General features: G+C 45.2%; 20 protein-coding genes. 17 read left to right on the forward strand and 3 right to left on the reverse strand.

What is annotated here, in order from left to right:
- Positions 1 to 33 precede the first annotated feature (33 nt).
- Complete coding sequence (locus KI743_RS05095) at positions 34 to 642, reverse strand: peroxiredoxin C (protein WP_017053745.1); 609 nt, start codon at positions 640 to 642, stop codon at positions 34 to 36.
- A 221-nt stretch (positions 643 to 863) separates the two neighbouring features.
- On the opposite strand from KI743_RS05095, the gene KI743_RS05100 reads away from it, so the two are divergent.
- On the forward strand, positions 864 to 1769 hold the full coding sequence (locus KI743_RS05100; RefSeq protein WP_032551286.1) for a hydrogen peroxide-inducible genes activator: 906 nt from the start codon (positions 864 to 866) through the stop codon (positions 1767 to 1769).
- Between the two features lie 1070 nt (positions 1770 to 2839).
- On the opposite strand, the gene KI743_RS05105 is transcribed toward KI743_RS05100, so the two are convergent.
- On the reverse strand, positions 2840 to 3283 hold the full coding sequence (locus KI743_RS05105; RefSeq protein ID WP_150871089.1) for a CBS domain-containing protein: 444 nt from the start codon (positions 3281 to 3283) through the stop codon (positions 2840 to 2842).
- 278 nt (positions 3284 to 3561) lie between these two features.
- Between KI743_RS05105 and queA the strand changes: the two genes are divergently transcribed.
- The 5 genes from queA (at position 3562) to secF (ending at position 9207) form a co-directional block, all read left to right on the forward strand.
- Positions 3562 to 4614, forward strand: coding sequence for a tRNA preQ1(34) S-adenosylmethionine ribosyltransferase-isomerase QueA (gene queA, locus KI743_RS05110; protein WP_285465451.1), 1053 nt, complete (start codon positions 3562 to 3564; stop codon positions 4612 to 4614).
- Between the two features lie 179 nt (positions 4615 to 4793).
- The gene (gene tgt / locus KI743_RS05115; protein WP_032551290.1) at positions 4794 to 5930 is read left to right on the forward strand and encodes a tRNA guanosine(34) transglycosylase Tgt; all 1137 of its coding nucleotides are present in this window, start codon (positions 4794 to 4796) and stop codon (positions 5928 to 5930) included.
- Positions 5931 to 6038: 108 nt separating this feature from the next.
- Positions 6039 to 6368: a preprotein translocase subunit YajC gene (yajC, locus tag KI743_RS05120; protein WP_032551291.1), complete on the forward strand. Its 330-nt coding sequence runs from the start codon at positions 6039 to 6041 to the stop codon at positions 6366 to 6368.
- A gap of 20 nt (positions 6369 to 6388) precedes the next feature.
- Complete coding sequence (gene secD / locus KI743_RS05125) at positions 6389 to 8245, forward strand: protein translocase subunit SecD (RefSeq protein WP_285465452.1); 1857 nt, start codon at positions 6389 to 6391, stop codon at positions 8243 to 8245.
- A gap of 14 nt (positions 8246 to 8259) precedes the next feature.
- A complete protein-coding gene (gene secF, locus KI743_RS05130) occupies positions 8260 to 9207 on the forward strand; it encodes a protein translocase subunit SecF (RefSeq protein ID WP_032551294.1) in 948 nt (315 codons plus the stop codon).
- Positions 9208 to 9500: 293 nt separating this feature from the next.
- Here secF and suhB read toward each other — a convergent pair whose 3' ends face one another.
- Positions 9501 to 10304 carry an inositol-1-monophosphatase gene (suhB, locus tag KI743_RS05135; RefSeq protein WP_032551298.1) on the reverse strand — a complete coding sequence of 268 codons (804 nt, stop codon included), beginning with the start codon at positions 10302 to 10304 and terminating at the stop codon, positions 9501 to 9503.
- Positions 10305 to 10485: 181 nt separating this feature from the next.
- Between suhB and trmJ the strand changes: the two genes are divergently transcribed.
- The 11 genes from trmJ to ndk all read left to right on the forward strand — a co-directional run bounded on the left by trmJ (position 10486) and on the right by ndk (position 19108).
- On the forward strand, positions 10486 to 11214 hold the full coding sequence (trmJ, locus tag KI743_RS05140) for a tRNA (cytosine(32)/uridine(32)-2'-O)-methyltransferase TrmJ (protein ID WP_032551299.1): 729 nt from the start codon (positions 10486 to 10488) through the stop codon (positions 11212 to 11214).
- A gap of 117 nt (positions 11215 to 11331) precedes the next feature.
- The gene (gene iscR, locus KI743_RS05145) at positions 11332 to 11853 is read left to right on the forward strand and encodes a Fe-S cluster assembly transcriptional regulator IscR (RefSeq protein ID WP_084181864.1); all 522 of its coding nucleotides are present in this window, start codon (positions 11332 to 11334) and stop codon (positions 11851 to 11853) included.
- A gap of 27 nt (positions 11854 to 11880) precedes the next feature.
- Positions 11881 to 13095, forward strand: coding sequence for an IscS subfamily cysteine desulfurase (locus tag KI743_RS05150; protein ID WP_032551302.1), 1215 nt, complete (start codon positions 11881 to 11883; stop codon positions 13093 to 13095).
- Positions 13096 to 13128: 33 nt separating this feature from the next.
- The gene (gene iscU / locus KI743_RS05155) at positions 13129 to 13506 is read left to right on the forward strand and encodes a Fe-S cluster assembly scaffold IscU (protein ID WP_032551304.1); all 378 of its coding nucleotides are present in this window, start codon (positions 13129 to 13131) and stop codon (positions 13504 to 13506) included.
- A gap of 98 nt (positions 13507 to 13604) precedes the next feature.
- Positions 13605 to 13928: an iron-sulfur cluster assembly protein IscA gene (gene iscA / locus KI743_RS05160; RefSeq protein ID WP_032551305.1), complete on the forward strand. Its 324-nt coding sequence runs from the start codon at positions 13605 to 13607 to the stop codon at positions 13926 to 13928.
- A 96-nt stretch (positions 13929 to 14024) separates the two neighbouring features.
- Entirely contained in the window at positions 14025 to 14540 is a 516-nt protein-coding gene (gene hscB, locus KI743_RS05165) for a co-chaperone HscB (protein ID WP_285465453.1), read from the forward strand.
- 22 nt (positions 14541 to 14562) lie between these two features.
- Positions 14563 to 16413: a Fe-S protein assembly chaperone HscA gene (gene hscA / locus KI743_RS05170; RefSeq protein ID WP_285465454.1), complete on the forward strand. Its 1851-nt coding sequence runs from the start codon at positions 14563 to 14565 to the stop codon at positions 16411 to 16413.
- A gap of 20 nt (positions 16414 to 16433) precedes the next feature.
- Complete coding sequence (gene fdx / locus KI743_RS05175) at positions 16434 to 16772, forward strand: ISC system 2Fe-2S type ferredoxin (RefSeq protein WP_032551309.1); 339 nt, start codon at positions 16434 to 16436, stop codon at positions 16770 to 16772.
- A 94-nt stretch (positions 16773 to 16866) separates the two neighbouring features.
- Positions 16867 to 17067, forward strand: coding sequence for a Fe-S cluster assembly protein IscX (gene iscX, locus KI743_RS05180; RefSeq protein ID WP_032551310.1), 201 nt, complete (start codon positions 16867 to 16869; stop codon positions 17065 to 17067).
- Positions 17068 to 17273: 206 nt separating this feature from the next.
- The gene (gene pepB, locus KI743_RS05185) at positions 17274 to 18569 is read left to right on the forward strand and encodes an aminopeptidase PepB (protein ID WP_285465455.1); all 1296 of its coding nucleotides are present in this window, start codon (positions 17274 to 17276) and stop codon (positions 18567 to 18569) included.
- A gap of 104 nt (positions 18570 to 18673) precedes the next feature.
- Positions 18674 to 19108 carry a nucleoside-diphosphate kinase gene (ndk, locus tag KI743_RS05190; protein WP_285465456.1) on the forward strand — a complete coding sequence of 145 codons (435 nt, stop codon included), beginning with the start codon at positions 18674 to 18676 and terminating at the stop codon, positions 19106 to 19108.
- The last annotated feature ends 103 nt before the right edge of the window (positions 19109 to 19211 follow it).

Below are 19211 nucleotides of genomic sequence, written 5' to 3' on the forward strand. Positions count from 1 at the left end.
TTCACCCGTGTTGAGTCGGGCTTAAGAATGTAATTACTTGCTTAGGTCGTCTGCGTGCTCAGATAGGAATGCTGCAACACCTTTTGGAGATGCGTCCATACCTGATTTACCTTCTTCCCATTGTGCAGGACAAACTTCACCGTTCTTCTCGTGGAAGTTTAGTGCGTCAACCATGCGTAGCATTTCGTCGATGTTACGGCCTAGTGGTAGGTCGTTAACTACTTGGTGACGTACAAGACCGTCAGCGTCGATTAGGAAAGAACCACGGAAAGCAACGCCAGCTTCTGGGTGCTCAACGTCGTATGCTTTACAGATTTCGTGCTTAACGTCAGCTACTAGTGGGTACTTAACTTGACCGATACCGCCATCTTCGATAGCAGTGTTACGCCATGCGTTGTGAGAGAATTGAGAATCGATAGAAACACCGATTACTTCAACGCCTTTAGCTTGGAAATCTTCTAGACGGTTGTCGAAAGCGATAAGCTCAGAAGGACAAACGAATGTGAAGTCTAGTGGGTAGAAGAAAACAACCGCTTTCTTACCTTTTGTGAATTCTGCGAAGTTGAAGTTATCAACGATTTCGCCGTTACCTAGAACAGCTGCTGCAGTAAAGTCAGGGGCTTGACGACCTACTAGTACCATTTTGGAATCTCCTAAAAAATTAGTTGGCCCAACACTTCTTTGATTGGGCTCCGTTTCTACGCGACAAACTATAGTACAATCGGTACTATAGAAAAAAGCGAATTAAATAGATTGAGTTCATCGAAAAAAACGATAAACCCTCTCTTTGTCCTTTCCAAGTCTATCGACCATTCAGGAAGCGTAGACTCAAATTTATCTTACTCATATTACAAAGTAATTTCATGAATAAATGGCCAAGTCTTAAGCAACTTCACTATCTAGTGACACTCCATGAAACACGTCACTTTGGTGATGCCGCTGAGCGTTGTTTCGTGAGTCAATCGACTCTAAGTAAAGGTATACAAAATCTTGAAGAGTTGATTGGGTGTCCTCTATACGAAAAGAAAGATAAGAAGAGCCCACTGGTGTTTACTCATGCTGGTGAGCAGGTGGTGGAGCATGGGCGCGAGCTATTAGCTAAAGGGCAAGATTTAGTTGAGCTAGGGCGACTATGCCAAGGCGGCGACATGCAAGGTCAACTTAAAGTGGGTTGTATTCCGACGATTGCCCCTTTTCTTCTATGTAATCTCGTTCAAGAGGTCAATGTTCGCTTCCCAGAATTGAACATGTTGCTGCGTGAAGATACCACTACCAATTTGTTGGCTGCGTTACGCCAGGGTGAACTAGATGTCTTGATATTGGCATTACCTGTCGATATTGATGGAATGGAAAGCCAAATTGTCGGCAGTGACCCGTTTCGAATGATCATCAGTCGCAATCAAGCGGATGCGATTCGCACGCCAATCAAATATGCAGATCTTCCAGATGAATCAGTGTTCCTTTTAGAAAAAGAGCACTGTCTAACGGAACATGCGGTGTCGGCATGTCAATTGACCGCCAAAGAGAAGATCAACCCGTTCTCTGCAACCAGCCTTCACACGCTAGTGCAAATGGTAGCGAATGGTCTAGGCACTACATTCATTCCTCAGATGGCGATTGATCATGGCTTGATTGAGAACCAGAACCTAGTGGTGGTTGATGCGCCGGGGCAGCAAGCCCACCGTCATATTGGCTTAGTTTGGCGTCCTAGCTCTTCACGAGTAAGTACATTCAATCAGTTGGCAGAAGTTGTGTCGGAATTACTTTAATCTTTTTTCTATTCACGATAGCAATAAGTATTAAGTCAGATTTCCTGATAGCTTGAACAAAAGCACACTGCATTTTGTGTGCTTTTTAGTATTTTGTTCTGTTGAAATGATTTTGTTTAACGGCAAATAATTGAGAGCTTGTTAAGTAGCTTTCATTCATTTGTGAAATTTCACACGCCTAATTTTACACATCTTTTTTGGCTCCCTGTTTAACTTCCTTGATGCATATGCTTATCTGTGGTTGAAGGCTAACGACATTCTCACGTTTACTCTAAATCAAACGGTTGTTTTAAACTGGGTGTTGCCCAATTTTTCAACGTAATAAAATTACGTAAATCCTCGAAGAGTAAGCTGTGAAAAAGCCACTTAGATCACAACGATATAAAGCTTTGAATTTAACTTTTCATTAACTTTAGACCTTTTGCTCTACCTTGATTTGGGGTAGATTAACTGCATGAAGACTAAGACTTATGTCTAGCTGCAGCTCACTTGTAATCGATTTCAAATTTGGAGATGGTAATAAGCGAAAGCAACATGGAGCAGACATACATCGACGAGCAATCCCCCATAATATTAATCAGCTTGTCGACGCAAAATGTAGTTTTTGAGTTACAAACGTTCTTAGCGTTATAGCTCTTATTTAGATTGATAGAGATAGTGTCGAAACAGGGAAGTATGTTTGCTACATAAAAACCAAAGCAGACATACCTTACGCCACAGGCAAGCTTGAGGGATTAGGTACCCTTTCACCTAGCCCTTAAGTTATTTTCCCGAAATGAAGCCCAAACCTTTTTACCTGCGCAAAGGCGCACGATGTGAAATCAAGGAGTGCAGTGATAAGTGAAGCAATAAGTAGGAAGGCCGCCTACCTATACAAGAATGAAAACCAGATCGAGCAATAACAAGATTCCTTACTGTTTACAGGAACGCATGAAACCCTGACCTTCGAGCGGCCCAATCCAGCCGCTCATTTTTTTGTCTGTCATCTATCAAAATTCACCGAGCGAGATGAACGGAATCAAGCTTGTTGAATTCGACTTAGACAATAAGCCAGCTTTAAAGAGCGTGTACTACACCTCAATCTCTTCAGGTTCACTCTCTTCTTGCAGCTCCAGTAGATTGATGGCAATGGTCACAAAGTCACTGTCTGTGATGATGCCAACCAACTCACCGTGCTCTACAACGGGTAGACAGCCCACTTTGTGCTTTTGCATATAAATAGCCGACTCTTTCAATCCTGCTCTCGGTTCAACCGACATGACGTTCTTGTGCATGATTTCATTGAGAGGTGTGGCGAGAGTATAAGATTGAGCTTGAGGGATGTTTTGTAGGCTGGATTCTTGAGCGGCAAGGACGTCGCGTTGGGTAACAACACCGAGCAATTTTCTGTCTGCATCTACAACTGGAATGTGCCGAATATCCAAAGCTTCCATGGTGTGTTTAGCATCGGCGAGTGAGTGTGAGCGCAATAGGGTATGAGGGTTGCGAGTCATCATGTCTTCAACCTTGATCATACGGACCTCCTTATTATTCTATTTTACTGCTTCTACTATAAATTTATCTCCCCAAAATATCTGAGAGCTAACTCATTATTGGGTGACTTTTATGCAACAAATGTCGTTAAAGTCATGTACGATTTCGAGTCGATTTTTTACGCCTATTTACAATAATCAGGTACTCAAAACCTTGCTATTGCGTCACGTGCGCCTATACTAGCCCACTGCGAAAAATTTAGTCGCGGCTTCGTGTCGTCTACTGAATTGACCTCATCCAACTAAACAAGACTAGAAGAATGCAAGTTTCAGATTTTCACTTTGACCTACCCGATGAACTCATTGCTCGCTACCCACAAGAGGAGCGCACAGCAAGCCGCCTATTAAAGCTAGATGGCAATACGGGTAACCTAAATGATGGCTCATTTAAAGACGTTCTAGACTTGGTTGAACCAGGTGACTTAGTGGTCTTCAATAACACTCGAGTTATCCCTGCACGTGTTTTCGGTCGCAAGGCTTCAGGCGGTAAGCTAGAAGTGCTTGTAGAGCGCATGTTGGATGAGAAAAGCATTCTTGCACACGTTCGTTGTTCAAAATCACCAAAGCCAGGCACACAGTTGTTCTTGGGTGAGAACGATGAATATGAAGCAGAGATGGTCGCACGTCATGATGCACTGTTTGAGATTCGCTTTACTTCTGAAGAGAGCGTTCTAGATATCTTGAACAGCGTTGGTCATATGCCGCTGCCACCTTACATCGATCGTCCAGATGAAGACGCGGATAAAGAGCGTTACCAGACGGTCTATAATGAGAAACCGGGTGCGGTAGCTGCACCAACGGCAGGTCTTCACTTTGATGACAAGCTAATGGCTGACATTAAAGCTAAAGGTGTTGAGTTTGCTTATGTGACCCTTCACGTTGGTGCGGGTACATTCCAACCAGTAAAAGTGGACAACATCAACGACCACCACATGCACGCTGAGTATGTTGAAGTACCACAAGAAGTGGTTGATGCAATCGCGGCAACTAAAGCTCGCGGTGGTCGTATCATTGCTGTTGGGACTACATCAGTTCGCTCTCTTGAGAGTGCTGCACAAGATGCTCTGAAGAAAGGTACTGAGCTTGTGCCATTCTTTGGTGATACAGAGATCTTCATCTTCCCTGGTTATGAGTACCAACTGGTGGATTGTCTGATCACTAACTTCCACCTGCCAGAATCAACTCTGATCATGCTGGTGAGTGCTTTTGCTGGTTACGACAACGTGATGGGTGCTTACGATCATGCCGTCAAGAGCGAGTACCGCTTCTTCAGCTATGGTGACGCGATGTTCATCAACAAAAAAACAAGCTAATTTTAGCCAGTAATAAGCGATATAAATAGAATTTACGGGTGCTAGCAGTAGGCTAGGAGAGAGGTTGAACATCAGTCTCTTTCTCGCAAGGAATCCGCGACCGCTCCTCATAGAGTCTTAAGACGAACTTAAGCTCTGAATTAACAGTCAGATTGTTTCTCTGGCATATTGGAGGCTTCGTGAAATTAAAATACGAACTTAAGAAAACAAACGCTGGTGCACGTCGTGGTCAACTTCAGTTTGAACGCGGTACCGTTGAAACACCAGCATTCATGCCTGTAGGTACTTACGGTACTGTAAAAGGTATGACTCCTGAAGAAGTAAAAGACACAGGTGCTGAAATCCTGCTGGGTAACACATTCCACCTATGGCTACGTCCTGGTCAAGAGATCATGAAAATGCACGGTGACTTGCACGATTTCATGAACTGGCAAGGTCCTATCCTTACCGATTCAGGCGGCTTCCAAGTATTCAGCTTAGGTGCAATGCGTAAAATCACTGAAGAGGGTGTACATTTCCGTAACCCAGTAAACGGTGACAAGATCTTCATGGACGCAGAAAAGTCGATGGAAATCCAAAAAGACCTAGGTTCAGACATCGTTATGATCTTCGATGAGTGTACGCCTTACCCTGCGACACACAAAGAAGCGAAAGATTCTATGGAGATGTCTCTACGTTGGGCTGAGCGTTCACGTAACCACTTCGACAAACTTGAAAACCCGAACTCACTATTCGGTATCGTTCAAGGTGGTGTGTACGAAGACCTACGTGATGTCTCTGTTAAAGGCCTAACTGAAATTGGCTTTGACGGTTACGCGGTTGGTGGTCTAGCAGTAGGCGAACCAAAAGAAGACATGCACCGCATTCTTGAGCACACATGTCCTCAACTGCCTGAAGATAAGCCTCGCTACCTAATGGGCGTGGGTAAACCTGAAGACCTAGTTGAAGGTGTTCGTCGTGGTATCGACATGTTTGACTGTGTAATGCCAACGCGAAATGCACGTAACGGCCACCTATTTGTGACTGAAGGTGTGATCAAGATCCGTAATGCGAAGCATAAAACGGATACAACGCCACTAGATTCAGAGTGTGACTGTTACACTTGTAAGAACTACAGCAAGTCTTACCTACATCATCTAGACCGTTGTAACGAAATCCTAGGTGCGCGTTTGAACACGATTCACAACCTGCGCTTCTACCAACGTGTTATGTCTGATATCCGTAAAGCGATTGATGAAGACCGTTTTGAAGAGTTTGTGGAAGAGTTCTACGCAAGAATGGGACGTGAAGTTCCACCACTGGGTAAAGAATCTTAGTATTTCTTTTGCGAGCCCCGTCTCTATTCATAGGGATGGGGCTTGAAAATAAAGGGATGCAACCCAATAAGACAAACAATTACGAAAATATAAATAGAGGATGTTTTAATGTTTATTTCTCAAGCACATGCAGCAGCAGAAGGTGCACCAGCTGGCGGCGGTTTTGAAATGCTAATCATGCTAGGTATGTTCGCGGTGATCTTCTACTTCATGATCTACCGTCCACAAGCTAAGCGTGTTAAAGAGCACAAAAATCTAATGGCTTCTATGGGTAAAGGCGACGAAGTTCTAACAAGCGGTGGTCTAATCGGTAAGATTACTAAAATCGCTGAAGACAACGACTACGTTGCAATCGAACTAAACCCAAACAACGAAGTAGTGATCAAGAAAGACTTCGTTACAGCAGTGCTACCAAAAGGTACTCTGAAATCTCTATAAACAGCTAGAGGATCCTCGCTGTGCTAAACCGTTATCCGTTATGGAAGTACCTGATGGTGATGTTTACCATTGCCATCGCTGCGTTGTACGCACTTCCAAATCTATACGGTGAAGATCCGGCAGTTCAAGTTACAGGGGCGCGTGGCGCCTCTGTAGATATGTCTACGCTGGATACTGTCACCAAAGCTCTTGAAGCCGAGAGCCTTCCTACTAAATCCGTTGCTCTAGAAAACGGTTCTATTCTTGTACGCTTTAACGATACCGATACTCAAATCAGTGCGCGTGATGTGATCACTGAAGCTTTGAATGAAGATGTTATCGTTGCCTTAAACTTAGCGGCTTCAACTCCAGACTGGCTTGAATCAATTGGTGCGGCACCAATGAAGCTTGGCCTTGACCTACGTGGTGGTGTTCACTTCTTGATGGAAGTGGATATGGACGCTGCAATGGAAAAGCTGGTGGGCCAACAAGAAGAAGCGTTCCGTAGCGAACTTCGTGAAGAGAAAATCCGTTACCGTGCAATTCGTCCATCTGGTAAAGATGCGGTTGAAGTATTGCTGCGTAACGAGGAACAACTTGCAGCAGCGAAAACGTTGCTAGAGTCTCTGCACCCAGATATGACTTTCGTTGATTCTGAGTCGAATGGTCGTTTCTCTCTGATTGCTAACTTTACTGAAACGCGTCTTCAAGAGATCCGTAACTACGCTGTAGAGCAGAACATCACTATCCTTCGTAACCGTGTTAACGAATTGGGTGTTGCTGAGCCGCTGGTTCAACGTCAAGGCGCAAGCCGTATCGTAGTTGAACTACCAGGCGTTCAAGACACAGCTCGTGCAAAAGAGATTCTTGGCGCAACTGCAACGCTTGAATTCCGTGAAGTCGATAGCTCTGCGGATCTGGCTGCAGCTGCGGCAGGTCGTGCACCAGCAGGTAGCGAAATCAAGCAAGACCGTGATGGTCGCCCTGTTGTTCTTAAAAAGCGCGTTATCCTAGGCGGTTCGAGCATTACAGATGCAAGCTCAAGTGTTGATGAATATGGTCGTCCTCAAGTTAACATCTCGCTAGACAGCGAAGGTGGTAGCAAGATGTCTGCATTCTCTCGTCAAAATATCGGTAAGCTAATGGCAACCGTATTTGCAGAGTACAAAGACAGCGGTCGTAAGACACCTGAAGGCAAAGTGATTCTGAGTAAGCATGAAGAAGTGATTAACCAAGCAACGATTCAATCTGCGCTAGGCCGTAACTTCCGTATTACTGGTATCGATTCTGCTGCTGAAGCACACAATCTTGCACTTCTTTTACGTGCCGGTGCTCTGATTGCACCTATCTCGATTGTTGAAGAACGTACCATTGGTCCATCTATGGGTCAGCAGAACATTGACATGGGTATCATGGCGATGATCTGGGGTATGGCTGCAGTAATGCTATTTACGCTTATTTACTACCGTCGCTTTGGCTTGATTGCTAACGTAGCGCTAATGGCGAACTTGGTGTTGATTATCGGTGTGATGTCGATGATTCCAGGTGCGACGATGACGCTACCGGGTATCGCAGGTATCGTCCTGACGGTCGGTATGGCGGTCGATGCGAACGTACTTATTTTCGAACGTATTCGAGAAGAGCTGCGTGAAGGTCGTAGCCCACAACAAGCGATTCACCAAGGTTATGCGAATGCATTCAGCACCATCGCCGATGCCAACATCACTACGCTTCTAACAGCAATCATTCTATTTGCTGTTGGTACGGGTGCGATTAAAGGCTTCGCGGTAACGCTGTCTATCGGTATTCTGACCTCTATGTTTACAGCTATAGTAGGTACACGTTGTATCGTGAACCTGATGTATGGCGGTAAGCGTGTAAACAAACTGTCGATCTAAGGCTAGGAATTAATATGTTTCAGATTCTAAAAGCAGACAAATTGATCGACTTTATGCGTTGGTCAAAGGTAGCTTTTGTTCTTTCTATCTTAATGATTGGTACAGCCATCTTTACTCTATCAACCAAGTCGTTGAACTGGGGTCTAGATTTTACTGGCGGTACCCTGATTGAAGTTGGTTTTGAGCAACCAGCGAACCTTGAAAACATCCGTTCGGCACTAGAGGCAAAAGGCTTTGGTGATGCGACCGTTCAGAACTTCGGTTCTGCTCGTGATGTTATGGTTCGTCTACGTCCACGTGAAGGTGTGGCGGGCGAAACGCTAGGCAACCAGATTCTATCAGCTATCGAACAAGGTACAGGTGAGCAAGTTGAAATGCGCCGTATTGAGTTCGTTGGTCCAAACGTTGGTGATGAGCTAACAGAAGCGGGTGGCTTAGCTATCCTTGTTTCTCTTATCTGTATCTTGATCTACGTATCGGTACGATTTGAATGGCGTTTGGCTGCAGGTGCGGTACTCGCATTGGCGCACGACGTTATCATCACGCTGGGTGTTTTCTCTTTGATGCAAATCGAAGTGGATTTGACCATCGTAGCGGCCTTGCTAACGGTTGTCGGTTACTCACTCAACGATACCATTGTTGTATTCGACCGTATCCGTGAAAACTTCCGTAAGATGCGTAAAGGCGAAGCGCCTGAAGTACTGAACAGCTCAATCACTCAAACACTGAGCCGTACATTGATCACTTCTGGTACAACCTTGTTCGTAGTTATCGCTCTATTTGTACAGGGCGGCGCGATGATTCACGGTTTCGCTACAGCACTTCTACTGGGTATCACAGTAGGTACTTACTCTTCTATCTATGTTGCTTCGGCACTAGCAATGAAGTTGGGTATAACTCGTGAACACCTAATGCCACCTCAAGTGGAAAAAGAAGGTGAAGAGTTTGACGAAATGCCATAGGCGCTATGCTGAATGACATTTACAAACCAAAAAAAACCGCTAGGCAACTAGCGGTTTTTTTATGCCTGCATTTTGTGGGTAAGATAAAGGCAAAGTACGTTCGAAGACAGTTGTATTAAATATTACCAAGCGCCATCATACTCGCATCTCGCATCTCGCATCTCGCATCTCGCATCTCGCATCTCGCATCTCGCATCTCTGATTAACGGATACAAAAAAGCCCCACATGTGCGAGGCTTTGAATTTTCTGGCACTCTATTTTATAGAGGCTAGCTACGTAAGTAAGGACTGAATTACTTCAGCATACCTTCGTTTGCGTTCTCACGAACGTGCTTAAGAATTGCTTTAACACCGCGTGCGCTTGAAGCAACAACGTTACCAGACTTCATGTAGTCAGTACCGCCAGCGAAATCAGTCAGGATTGCGCCTGCTTCACGTGCGATTAGATCACCTGCAGCCATATCCCATGGTTTTAGGTCTAGCTCTAGGTAACCGTCAACACGGCCAGCTGCTAGGTAACATAGGTCTAGTGCTGGAGAACCAGTACGACGGAAGTCAGAACAATCAACGAATAGACCAGAGATGATCTTCATGAAAGATTCAGAGTGTTGCTTAGCTTTGAATGGGAAACCTGCAGCTAGGATAGAACCTTGTAGGTCTTTCAGCTGAGTTACACGCATACGAGCGTTGTTTAGTTGAGCGCCAGCGCCACGTTGAGCTGTGAATAGCTCGTTTAGCATTGGGTCGTAAACACACGCTACTTCAGTACGGCCGTTCATGCGAACTGCGATAGATACTGCGAAGTGTGGGAAGCCTTTAACGAAGTTGTTCGTGCCATCTAGTGGGTCAACGATCCATTGAACATCAGAGTCTTTACCTTCAGTAAGACCGTTCTCTTCAGAAACAATGCTGTGCTCTGGGTAAGAAGCTTTGATTGTTTCAATAATCATGTATTCAGCTTCTTTAGCAATATTTACAACGTAGTCGTTGTTGCCTTTCAAAGATGTTTCGATCTTATCAGTTGTTTCTAGAGATTTAGCAATGTGATTGCCTGCTTTACGCGCAGCGCGAATAGCAATGTTTAGCATTGGATGCATATGGAAATTCCCACAAGATGTTAAAGAACGATTTAAAGCGGCGGCGAGTATACCAAAGTTTTTGTAAAAGGGAAGTGGTTATTTTTTGAACTCTTGAAATCACATTCCTGTTAGGGTCTGACCATTTTACTTTGTGATGTGTTAATATCTCGCGATTATTTTTAAAGTGGTGTCATATAGCATGTTAGACAATGTAAAAGTCGTTCTCGTTGGTACTTCTCACTCGGGTAATATCGGCTCTGCCGCTCGTGCGATGAAAGTAATGGGTTTAAGCCAATTAGTATTGGTGGATCCTCAGTGTGAAGTAGATGAGCAAACAATGGCTTTGGCAGCAGGTGCTGGTGACATCGCAGAGAACGCGGTCATCGTATCGACGTTAGAAGAAGCGGTAAAAGATTGTGGTCTAGTTGTAGGCTCTAGTGCTCGTTCTCGCACGCTAGAGTGGCCGATGCTAGAGCCACGTGAGTGTGGTGAGAAGTTCGCTATCGAAGGACAAAAGCATCCAGTAGCGCTTATCTTTGGCCGTGAACGTACCGGTTTAACAAATGAAGAGCTACAAAAGTGTCACTACCACGTTTGCATTCCAGCGAACCCAGAGTACAGCTCATTAAACCTAGCGATGGCGGTACAGACATTGAGTTATGAAGTTCGTGTTGCGCACCTAAATCAAGAGGCTAGCCAGTACCCTCCACAAGCTGAAGATGAATACCCACGTCACGAAGAGCTCGAAATGTTCTACGAGCACCTTGAAAAAGTGATTACTGATACCCAATTCATCTCTAAGGACAAACCAGGTCAGGTGATGAATAAACTTCGTCGTCTGTTTAGCCGTGCACGCCCTGAAATCCAAGAAATTAATACCCTTCGTGGTATTTTGACCTCGGTTGAGAAGTCTCAAAAGGGCGAATAAGTACCCACAAATTCCGTAAGGGTGAATACCTGACTAAAATAGTCAACTAAATACTTGACCAATTTAGTCAGGTATGGGAAGATTCCAACCACATAAACAATGTGGATACGGTGTGATATGAAACTTACATCTAAAGGAAGATATGCGGTCACAGCTATGCTAGATGTAGCACTGCATTCGCAAAAAAGCCCTGTACCTTTGGCTGACATCTCTGAACGTCAAGGTATTTCGTTATCTTACTTAGAACAACTTTTTTCTAAGTTGCGCAAAGCTGGCCTGGTGGCAAGTGTGCGCGGTCCTGGTGGTGGTTACCGCTTGGGCGCAGAAGCTGGTGACATTGCTGTCGGAACAGTGATCGCCGCCGTTGATGAATCGGTTGATGCTACTAAGTGTCACGGTCGTGGTGATTGCCAAGGTGGCACACGTTGCCTTACGCACACACTGTGGCGTGATCTAAGCTCCCGCATCAGCAGCTTCTTAAACGACATTACGCTCGGTGAGCTAATGAAAGACAACGAAGTTTTAGAAATTTCTGATCGTCAAGATATCGATCTTGCGGTTAATAATGGTTTTGCACATAAAAATACGAGCACTACAACGATTAGTGCAGCACCTCACGGTGTTAATGCCCGCTCTTAGCGGTCAGTTTTTACATTGGAGTAGAAAATGAAACTGCCTATTTACTTTGACTATTCAGCTACTTGCCCAGTTGATTCTCGTGTTGCTGAAAAAATGGTTCAGTGTATGACGATGGACGGTAACTTCGGTAACCCAGCATCTCGTTCACACCGTTACGGCTGGCAAGCAGAAGAGTCAGTAGATAATGCTCGTGAGCAAATTGCCGATCTCCTGAATGCAGATCCACGTGAAATCGTATTCACGTCTGGTGCAACAGAATCTGACAACCTTGCTATTAAAGGTGCTGCGCACTTTTACGAGAAGAAAGGTAAGCACGTAATCACGTGCAAAACAGAACACAAAGCGGTTCTTGATCCATGTCGCCAACTTGAGCGTGAAGGCTACGAGGTAACTTACCTAGAGCCAGAATCAAACGGCATCATCGATCTAGACAAGCTACAAGCTGCAATGCGTGAAGATACAGTGCTTGTTTCTATCATGCACGTAAACAACGAAATCGGCGTTATCCAAGATATCAATGCAATCGGCGAACTATGTCGTTCACGCAAGATCATCTTCCACGTTGATGCGGCTCAGTCTGCGGGTAAAATTCCACTAGACGTACAAGAGACTAAAGTTGACCTAATCTCACTTTCAGCTCACAAAATGTACGGTCCTAAAGGTATCGGCGCACTTTACGTTCGCCGTAAGCCTCGTATTCGTCTTGAAGCTCAAATGCACGGTGGTGGTCATGAGCGTGGTTTCCGCTCTGGTACACTAGCGACACACCAAATCGTTGGTATGGGTGAAGCGTGTGCTATCGCTAAACAAGATATGCAGAAAGATTATGACCACGCACTAGCGCTACGTGAGCGTCTACTGAAAGGTGTTCAAGACCTTGAAGCCGTAACGGTAAACGGTGACCTAGACCAGCGTGTTCCGCACAACCTAAACGTGAGCTTTGCTTTTGTTGAAGGTGAGTCTCTGCTTATGTCTCTAAAAGACCTAGCAGTATCATCAGGTTCTGCATGTACATCTGCAAGCTTAGAGCCATCTTACGTTCTACGTGCTCTTGGTCTGAACGATGAACTGGCACACAGCTCAGTACGTTTCTCATTCGGCCGTTTTACAACGGAAGAAGAAGTTGACTACGCAATCGCACAGATTCGTGTAGCAGTAAACAAATTACGCGACATGTCTCCTCTATGGGATATGTATAAAGAAGGGATTGATCTGGACACTGTTGAGTGGGCACATCACTAATCTCACGGATATAGAGGATTCGAGGTAACTATCATGGCATATAGCGAAAAAGTAATTGATCACTACGAAAACCCACGTAACGTAGGTTCGTTTGATAAAGAAGATCCAAATGTAGGTAGCGGCATGGTTGGCGCACCAGCATGTGGTGACGTAATGAAACTGCAAATCAAGGTAACACCAGAAGGTATTATCGAAGATGCAAAATTTAAGACATACGGTTGTGGTAGTGCAATCGCGTCTAGCTCACTAGTTACTGAGTGGGTTAAAGGTAAGAGCATCGATGAAGCAGCTGCAATCAAAAACTCTGAAATTGCAGAAGAGCTAGAGCTTCCACCAGTGAAAGTTCACTGTTCGATTCTTGCTGAAGATGCAATTAAAGCAGCCGTTGCGGATTACAAAAAGAAGCGTTAATTGTACCCCGTAGCGAATCGTTGTAAAAAAATAGTAATATTAGGGAGTGCGTTTTGCACTCCCACTGAGTTCTCAAATTATTAAAACAAGGTTGTAGTATGGCCATCACCATGACAGAGACGGCGGCAAGCCGAGTTCAAGCATTCCTAGATAACCGAGGTAAAGGTATCGGGTTACGTTTGGGCGTAAAAACCACTGGCTGTTCAGGTATGGCATATGTACTTGAGTTCGTTGACGAACTTAATGAAGAAGACCAAGTATTTGAGCACTCAGGTGTTAAGGTCATCATTGATCCTAAGAGCTTGGTTTACCTAGATGGCACTGAGCTTGATTATGTAAAAGAAGGCCTAAACGAAGGTTTTGAGTTCAACAACCCAAATGCGAAAGGCGAGTGTGGTTGTGGTGAGAGCTTTAATGTATAAGTGCTTCAATGGCTAAGCATCTATTGTAAGCGCATCGATTGTAAGCAACGTACAATTAGGCTCTGCATCAGGGCCTAAAATTAGGACCACCTTTACATGAATCATTTCGAATTATTTGGGCTACCACTTCAGTTTCAACTGGATGGTAGCCTTCTTGCTTCTCAGTTTAGAGATCTGCAGCGTCAATTTCACCCTGACAACTTTGCTACTGCCTCCGAGCGTGATCGCTTGCTAGCGGTGCAAAAAGCTTCTCAAATCAATGACGCTTATCAGGTACTTAAGAACCCAATTAGTCGCGCAGAGCACCTATTAGTGCAGAATGGCGTTGATATTCGTGGTGAACAGCAAACCATGCAAGATCCAATGTTCCTTATGGAGCAGATGGAACTGCGTGAAGAATTAGAGCATATCGCAGCAAGCCCAGATGGTGCTGACGAGCTGTTCGACTTCGATACTAAAGTCGGCAAAATGTACAAACAACTCCTTGCGCAGATCGAGCAACAGCTGGATCAAGCCGCATGGGAAGAAGCCGCCGACAGTGTTCGTAAACTGAAATTCATCGCAAAACTCAAGAAAGAAATAGAACAAGTCGAAGATCACCTGCTCGACTAGCGACTAGATAAAAGGAATCCTCATGGCATTACTTCAAATTGCAGAACCAGGACAAAGCTCAGCACCGCATGAGCATAAGCTGGCTGTGGGTATCGACCTAGGTACCACCAACTCTCTTGTTGCCTCGGTTCGCAGTGGTGAAGCGACGACTTTAGCGGATGCTCAAGGCCGCTCAATTTTGCCTTCTGTGGTTCACTATCAAGCTGATTCTCACACTACTGGCCAAGAGGCTCGTGATTGTGCACAGACTGATCCACAGAACACCATCATTTCAGTGAAACGTCTTATTGGTCGTTCATTGGCTGATATTCAGCAGCGTTACCCATCACTGCCTTATCAATTTGAAGAGAGCGATAATGGCTTACCAGTTATTCGTACTGAACAAGGCACTAAGAACCCAATTCAAGTATCGGCTGATATCTTGCGTACTCTGGGTCAACGTGCCGAGTCTACGCTAGGCGGTGAGCTTGCAGGTGCGGTCATTACTGTTCCAGCATACTTCGACGATGCGCAGCGTGCTGGTACAAAAGACGCGGCGCAACTGGCTGGTCTTCATGTTCTTCGCCTTTTGAATGAGCCGACGGCTGCTGCGATTGCTTATGGTCTAGATTCAGGTCAAGAAGGCGTGATTGCGGTATACGATTTGGGTGGTGGTACGTTTGATATCTCTATCCTGCGTCTATCAAAAGGCGTATTTGAAGTATTGGCAACTGGTGGTGACTCTGCGCTAGGTGGTGACGATTTTGACCATTTAGTTGCTGAGCACTTCCAACAGCAAGCCGGTTTGACTGAGCTGACTGCTGAACAAAGCCGTGTTCTGCTAGATGCTGCGACGGATGCAAAAATCCGCCTTTCTGTAGAAGAGCAAGTTGACGTAGAAGTACTTGGTTGGAATGGAACCCTGACTCGTGATGAGTTTAACGACATCATCAAGCCACTGGTTAAGAAAACTCTGATGTCTTGTCGTCGTGCATTGAAAGATGCTGATGTAGACGCCGATGAAGTGCTTGAAGTTGTTATGGTAGGTGGTTCAACTCGTACTTTGTTTGTTCGTGAAATGGTCGGTGGCTTCTTTGGTCGCACACCGCTGACGAGCATTAACCCTGATGAAGTGGTTGCGATTGGTGCTTCAATTCAAGCGGATATCCTAGCGGGCAACAAGCCAGATGCTGAAATGCTGCTATTAGACGTAATCCCACTTTCACTGGGTATCGAAACCATGGGTGGTCTAGTAGAGAAGATCATTCCTCGTAACACCACTATTCCTGTTGCTCGTGCGCAAGAGTTTACGACCTTTAAAGATGGTCAAACGGCAATGACGGTTCATACTGTTCAAGGTGAACGAGAGATGGTTGATGACTGTCGTTCATTAGCTCGTTTTGCTCTTAAAGGTATTCCGCCTATGGCTGCGGGTGCAGCGCATATTCGCGTAACTTACCAAGTGGATGCAGACGGTCTTTTGTCTGTGACAGCAATGGAAAAGAGCACGGGCGTTCAAGCGGAAATCCAAGTTAAGCCATCATACGGTCTAAGCGATGATGAAGTGGCTAACATGCTCAAAGACTCAATGACATACGCAAAAGAAGACATGCAAGCTCGTGCACTAGCTGAGCAGCGTGTAGAAGCGGATCGTGTGATTGAAGGTCTAATTGCAGCAATGCAGGCTGATGGCGACGAGCTGCTTAACGAACAAGAGAAACAACAGCTACTACAAGCGATTGAGTCTTTGATCGAAAAGCGTAACGGTGATGACGTTGATGCCATTGAGCTAGAGATTAAGAATACAGACAAAGCGAGCCAAGATTTTGCTTCTCGTCGTATGGATAAATCAATTCGTGCTGCACTGTCAGGTCAGTCAGTCGATAATATTTAATAGTTAGAGAATAGATAAACATGCCAAAGATTATTGTTTTACCTCACGAAGATCTATGTCCAGAAGGCGCAGTGCTAGAAGCAGAAACTGGCGAGACGGTACTTGATGTTGCACTAAAGGCAGGCATTGGTATTGAGCATGCATGTGAAAAGTCGTGTGCATGTACAACGTGTCACGTTGTAATTCGTGAAGGTTTCGATTCACTAGAAGAGAGCGACGATCTTGAAGATGACATGCTAGATAAAGCATGGGGTCTAGAGATGGAATCTCGTCTAGGTTGTCAGGCAAAAGTTGCGGACGAAGATCTCGTTGTTGAGATTCCAAAATACACGCTAAACCTAGCTTCTGAAGATCACTAAAACTCAAGCCGAATGGCGAAGATTTTAGTAAAACTGGCTTAGAATAATAGTGTATTAGAGGCGCATGAGTGCCTTTAACTAATAAGGAAATGATATGAGCTTAAAGTGGATTGACTCGCGAGATATCGCGATTGAACTATGCGACTTATACCCTGATACGGATCCAAAAACAGTACGTTTTACCGATCTGCACCAATGGATATTAGATCTTGAAGACTTCGATGATGAACCAAATCACTCGAATGAGAAGATTCTTGAGGCCATCATTCTATGCTGGATGGATGAGATGGACTAACGTCCTGCGCTCATTTTTAACTTGGTGATAGAGATAAGCTCTCTGAAAACACAGCCAAGTTAACAATTCTTACTAAAAAAAGCGGACCTTATGGTCCGTTTTTTTATCAAAATGACATTTTACTCCTACATAATGCTAACATCAGTTCGCTAATAAAAAATAATCTGAATCACTAAGGTAACGTGGTTCAAAGACAAGGAGAAATCATGTCTACACAGATGTCAGTATTTTTAAGTCAAGAGCCTGCCCAGCCTCAGTGGGGAGACAAGGCTATCCTTTCATTTTCAGAAGCAGGTGCGACAATCCACCTAGCAGGAGGCCACGATCTAGGCGCAGTTCAACGTGCTGGTCGTAAACTTGACGGACAAGGTATTTCGTTCATTTCACTGCAAGGCGAAGGTTGGGATCTGGAGAGCGTTTGGGCTTTCCACCAAGGTTATCGCGGTCCTAAAAAGCAAACCACGCTAGAGTGGGGCGAGCTACCAGAAGCGGACCAAGCTGAGCTAGAAGCTCGTATTCGCGCGACAGACTGGACTCGTGACATCATCAATAAAACAGCAGAAGAAGTTGCACCGCGTCAGCTGGCAACGATGGCTGCTGAATACATCAAATCTATCGCGCCTGAAGGCACAGTAAAAGCGAAGATCGTTAAAGACAAAGACCTACTTACTGAAGGTTGGGAAGGCATCTACGCTGTTGGTCGCGGTTCTGAGCGCACGTCAGCAATGCTACAATTAGACTTCAACCCAACGGGTGATGAAAACGCGCCAGTATTTGCGTGTCTAGTAGGTAAGGGTATCACTTTCGATTCAGGCGGCTACAGCATCAAACCTGGTCAATTTATGACTGCGATGAAAGCAGACATGGGCGGCGCAGCAACAATTACTGGCGGTCTAGGTCTAGCAATCGAGCGTGGCTTGAATAAGCGTATTAAGCTTATCCTATGTTGTGCAGAGAACATGATCTCGGGTCGTGCTCTTAAGCTTGGCGATATTATCACCTACAAAAATGGCACCACGGTAGAAATCATGAACACCGACGCTGAAGGTCGTTTGGTACTCGCTGATGGTCTGATGTACGCAAGTGAGCAAAATCCAGAGCTTATCATCGACTGTGCAACACTGACTGGAGCGGCGAAGAATGCTCTAGGTAACGATTACCACGCACTAATGAGCTTTGACGATGAGCTTTCTCACCAAGCGCTAACTGCAGCAAATCAAGAGAAAGAAGGTCTATGGCCACTTCCATTGGCTGACTTCCACCGCGGCATGCTGCCATCAAACTTTGCTGATCTATCTAACATCAGCACTGGCGATTACACTCCGGGTGCAAGTACTGCAGCGGCATTCTTGTCTTACTTTGTTAATGACTACAAGAAAGGCTGGCTACACATGGACTGCGCGGGTACATACCGTAAGTCACCAAGTGATAAATGGGCAGCAGGCGCGACAGGCATGGGTGTTCGCACTCTGGCTCGTCTACTTATCGAGCAAGCAAAATAATTATAAAATCAGGCAGCTATCGGCTGCCTGATTGTTACCTAAACTCAATCAATGAGGGCAGGTGTCGTTTTAAATAACAACAAAAATGAAGTGAAGGAACCCCTATGGCTCTAGAAAGAACGTTCTCAATTGTTAAGCCAGATGCTGTTAAACGTAACTTGATCGGCGAAATCTACCACCGCATTGAAAAAGCGGGCCTACAAATCGTTGCAGCTAAAATGGTGCACTTAACAGAAGAGCAAGCGAGCAGTTTTTACGCGGAACACGAAGGCAAAGAATTCTTCCCAGCTCTTAAAGAGTTTATGACGTCTGGTCCTATCATGGTTCAGGTACTAGAAGGCGAAGATGCAATTTGTCGTTACCGCGAACTAATGGGTAAAACAAACCCAGAAGAAGCGGCGTGCGGTACTATCCGTGCAGACTACGCAATCAGCATGCGTTACAACTCAGTACACGGCAGCGACAGCCCAGAGTCGGCAGCGCGCGAGATTGAGTTCTTCTTCCCTGAATCTGAAATTTGCCCACGTCCTGCTGAATAAGTAATGGGTTAACGATTCTCAAGGCTTCACTACGGTGAGGCCTTTTTTGTATGTGGATTTTACGTAGTTGGAGATTTCAGACATCTCGTTCCTCGATTCTGGA

The sequence above is a fragment of the Vibrio sp. D420a genome (assembly GCF_030248625.1).
In the GTDB taxonomy this organism is placed as follows: Bacteria; Pseudomonadota; Gammaproteobacteria; order Enterobacterales; family Vibrionaceae; genus Vibrio; species Vibrio fortis_A.

Coding starts and splice junctions, on each gene's coding strand:
- KI743_RS05095 (WP_017053745.1), bottom strand. CDS start 642: ATGGTACTAGTAGGTCGTCAAGCCCCTGACTTTACTGCAGCAGCTGTT.
- KI743_RS05100 (WP_032551286.1), top strand. CDS start 864: ATGAATAAATGGCCAAGTCTTAAGCAACTTCACTATCTAGTGACACTC.
- KI743_RS05105 (WP_150871089.1), bottom strand. CDS start 3,283: ATGATCAAGGTTGAAGACATGATGACTCGCAACCCTCATACCCTATTG.
- queA (WP_285465451.1), top strand. CDS start 3,562: ATGCAAGTTTCAGATTTTCACTTTGACCTACCCGATGAACTCATTGCT.
- yajC (WP_032551291.1), top strand. CDS start 6,039: ATGTTTATTTCTCAAGCACATGCAGCAGCAGAAGGTGCACCAGCTGGC.
- secF (WP_032551294.1), top strand. CDS start 8,260: ATGTTTCAGATTCTAAAAGCAGACAAATTGATCGACTTTATGCGTTGG.
- suhB (WP_032551298.1), bottom strand. CDS start 10,304: ATGCATCCAATGCTAAACATTGCTATTCGCGCTGCGCGTAAAGCAGGC.
- trmJ (WP_032551299.1), top strand. CDS start 10,486: ATGTTAGACAATGTAAAAGTCGTTCTCGTTGGTACTTCTCACTCGGGT.
- iscR (WP_084181864.1), top strand. CDS start 11,332: ATGAAACTTACATCTAAAGGAAGATATGCGGTCACAGCTATGCTAGAT.
- KI743_RS05150 (WP_032551302.1), top strand. CDS start 11,881: ATGAAACTGCCTATTTACTTTGACTATTCAGCTACTTGCCCAGTTGAT.
- iscU (WP_032551304.1), top strand. CDS start 13,129: ATGGCATATAGCGAAAAAGTAATTGATCACTACGAAAACCCACGTAAC.
- iscA (WP_032551305.1), top strand. CDS start 13,605: ATGGCCATCACCATGACAGAGACGGCGGCAAGCCGAGTTCAAGCATTC.
- hscB (WP_285465453.1), top strand. CDS start 14,025: ATGAATCATTTCGAATTATTTGGGCTACCACTTCAGTTTCAACTGGAT.
- hscA (WP_285465454.1), top strand. CDS start 14,563: ATGGCATTACTTCAAATTGCAGAACCAGGACAAAGCTCAGCACCGCAT.
- fdx (WP_032551309.1), top strand. CDS start 16,434: ATGCCAAAGATTATTGTTTTACCTCACGAAGATCTATGTCCAGAAGGC.
- iscX (WP_032551310.1), top strand. CDS start 16,867: ATGAGCTTAAAGTGGATTGACTCGCGAGATATCGCGATTGAACTATGC.
- pepB (WP_285465455.1), top strand. CDS start 17,274: ATGTCTACACAGATGTCAGTATTTTTAAGTCAAGAGCCTGCCCAGCCT.
- ndk (WP_285465456.1), top strand. CDS start 18,674: ATGGCTCTAGAAAGAACGTTCTCAATTGTTAAGCCAGATGCTGTTAAA.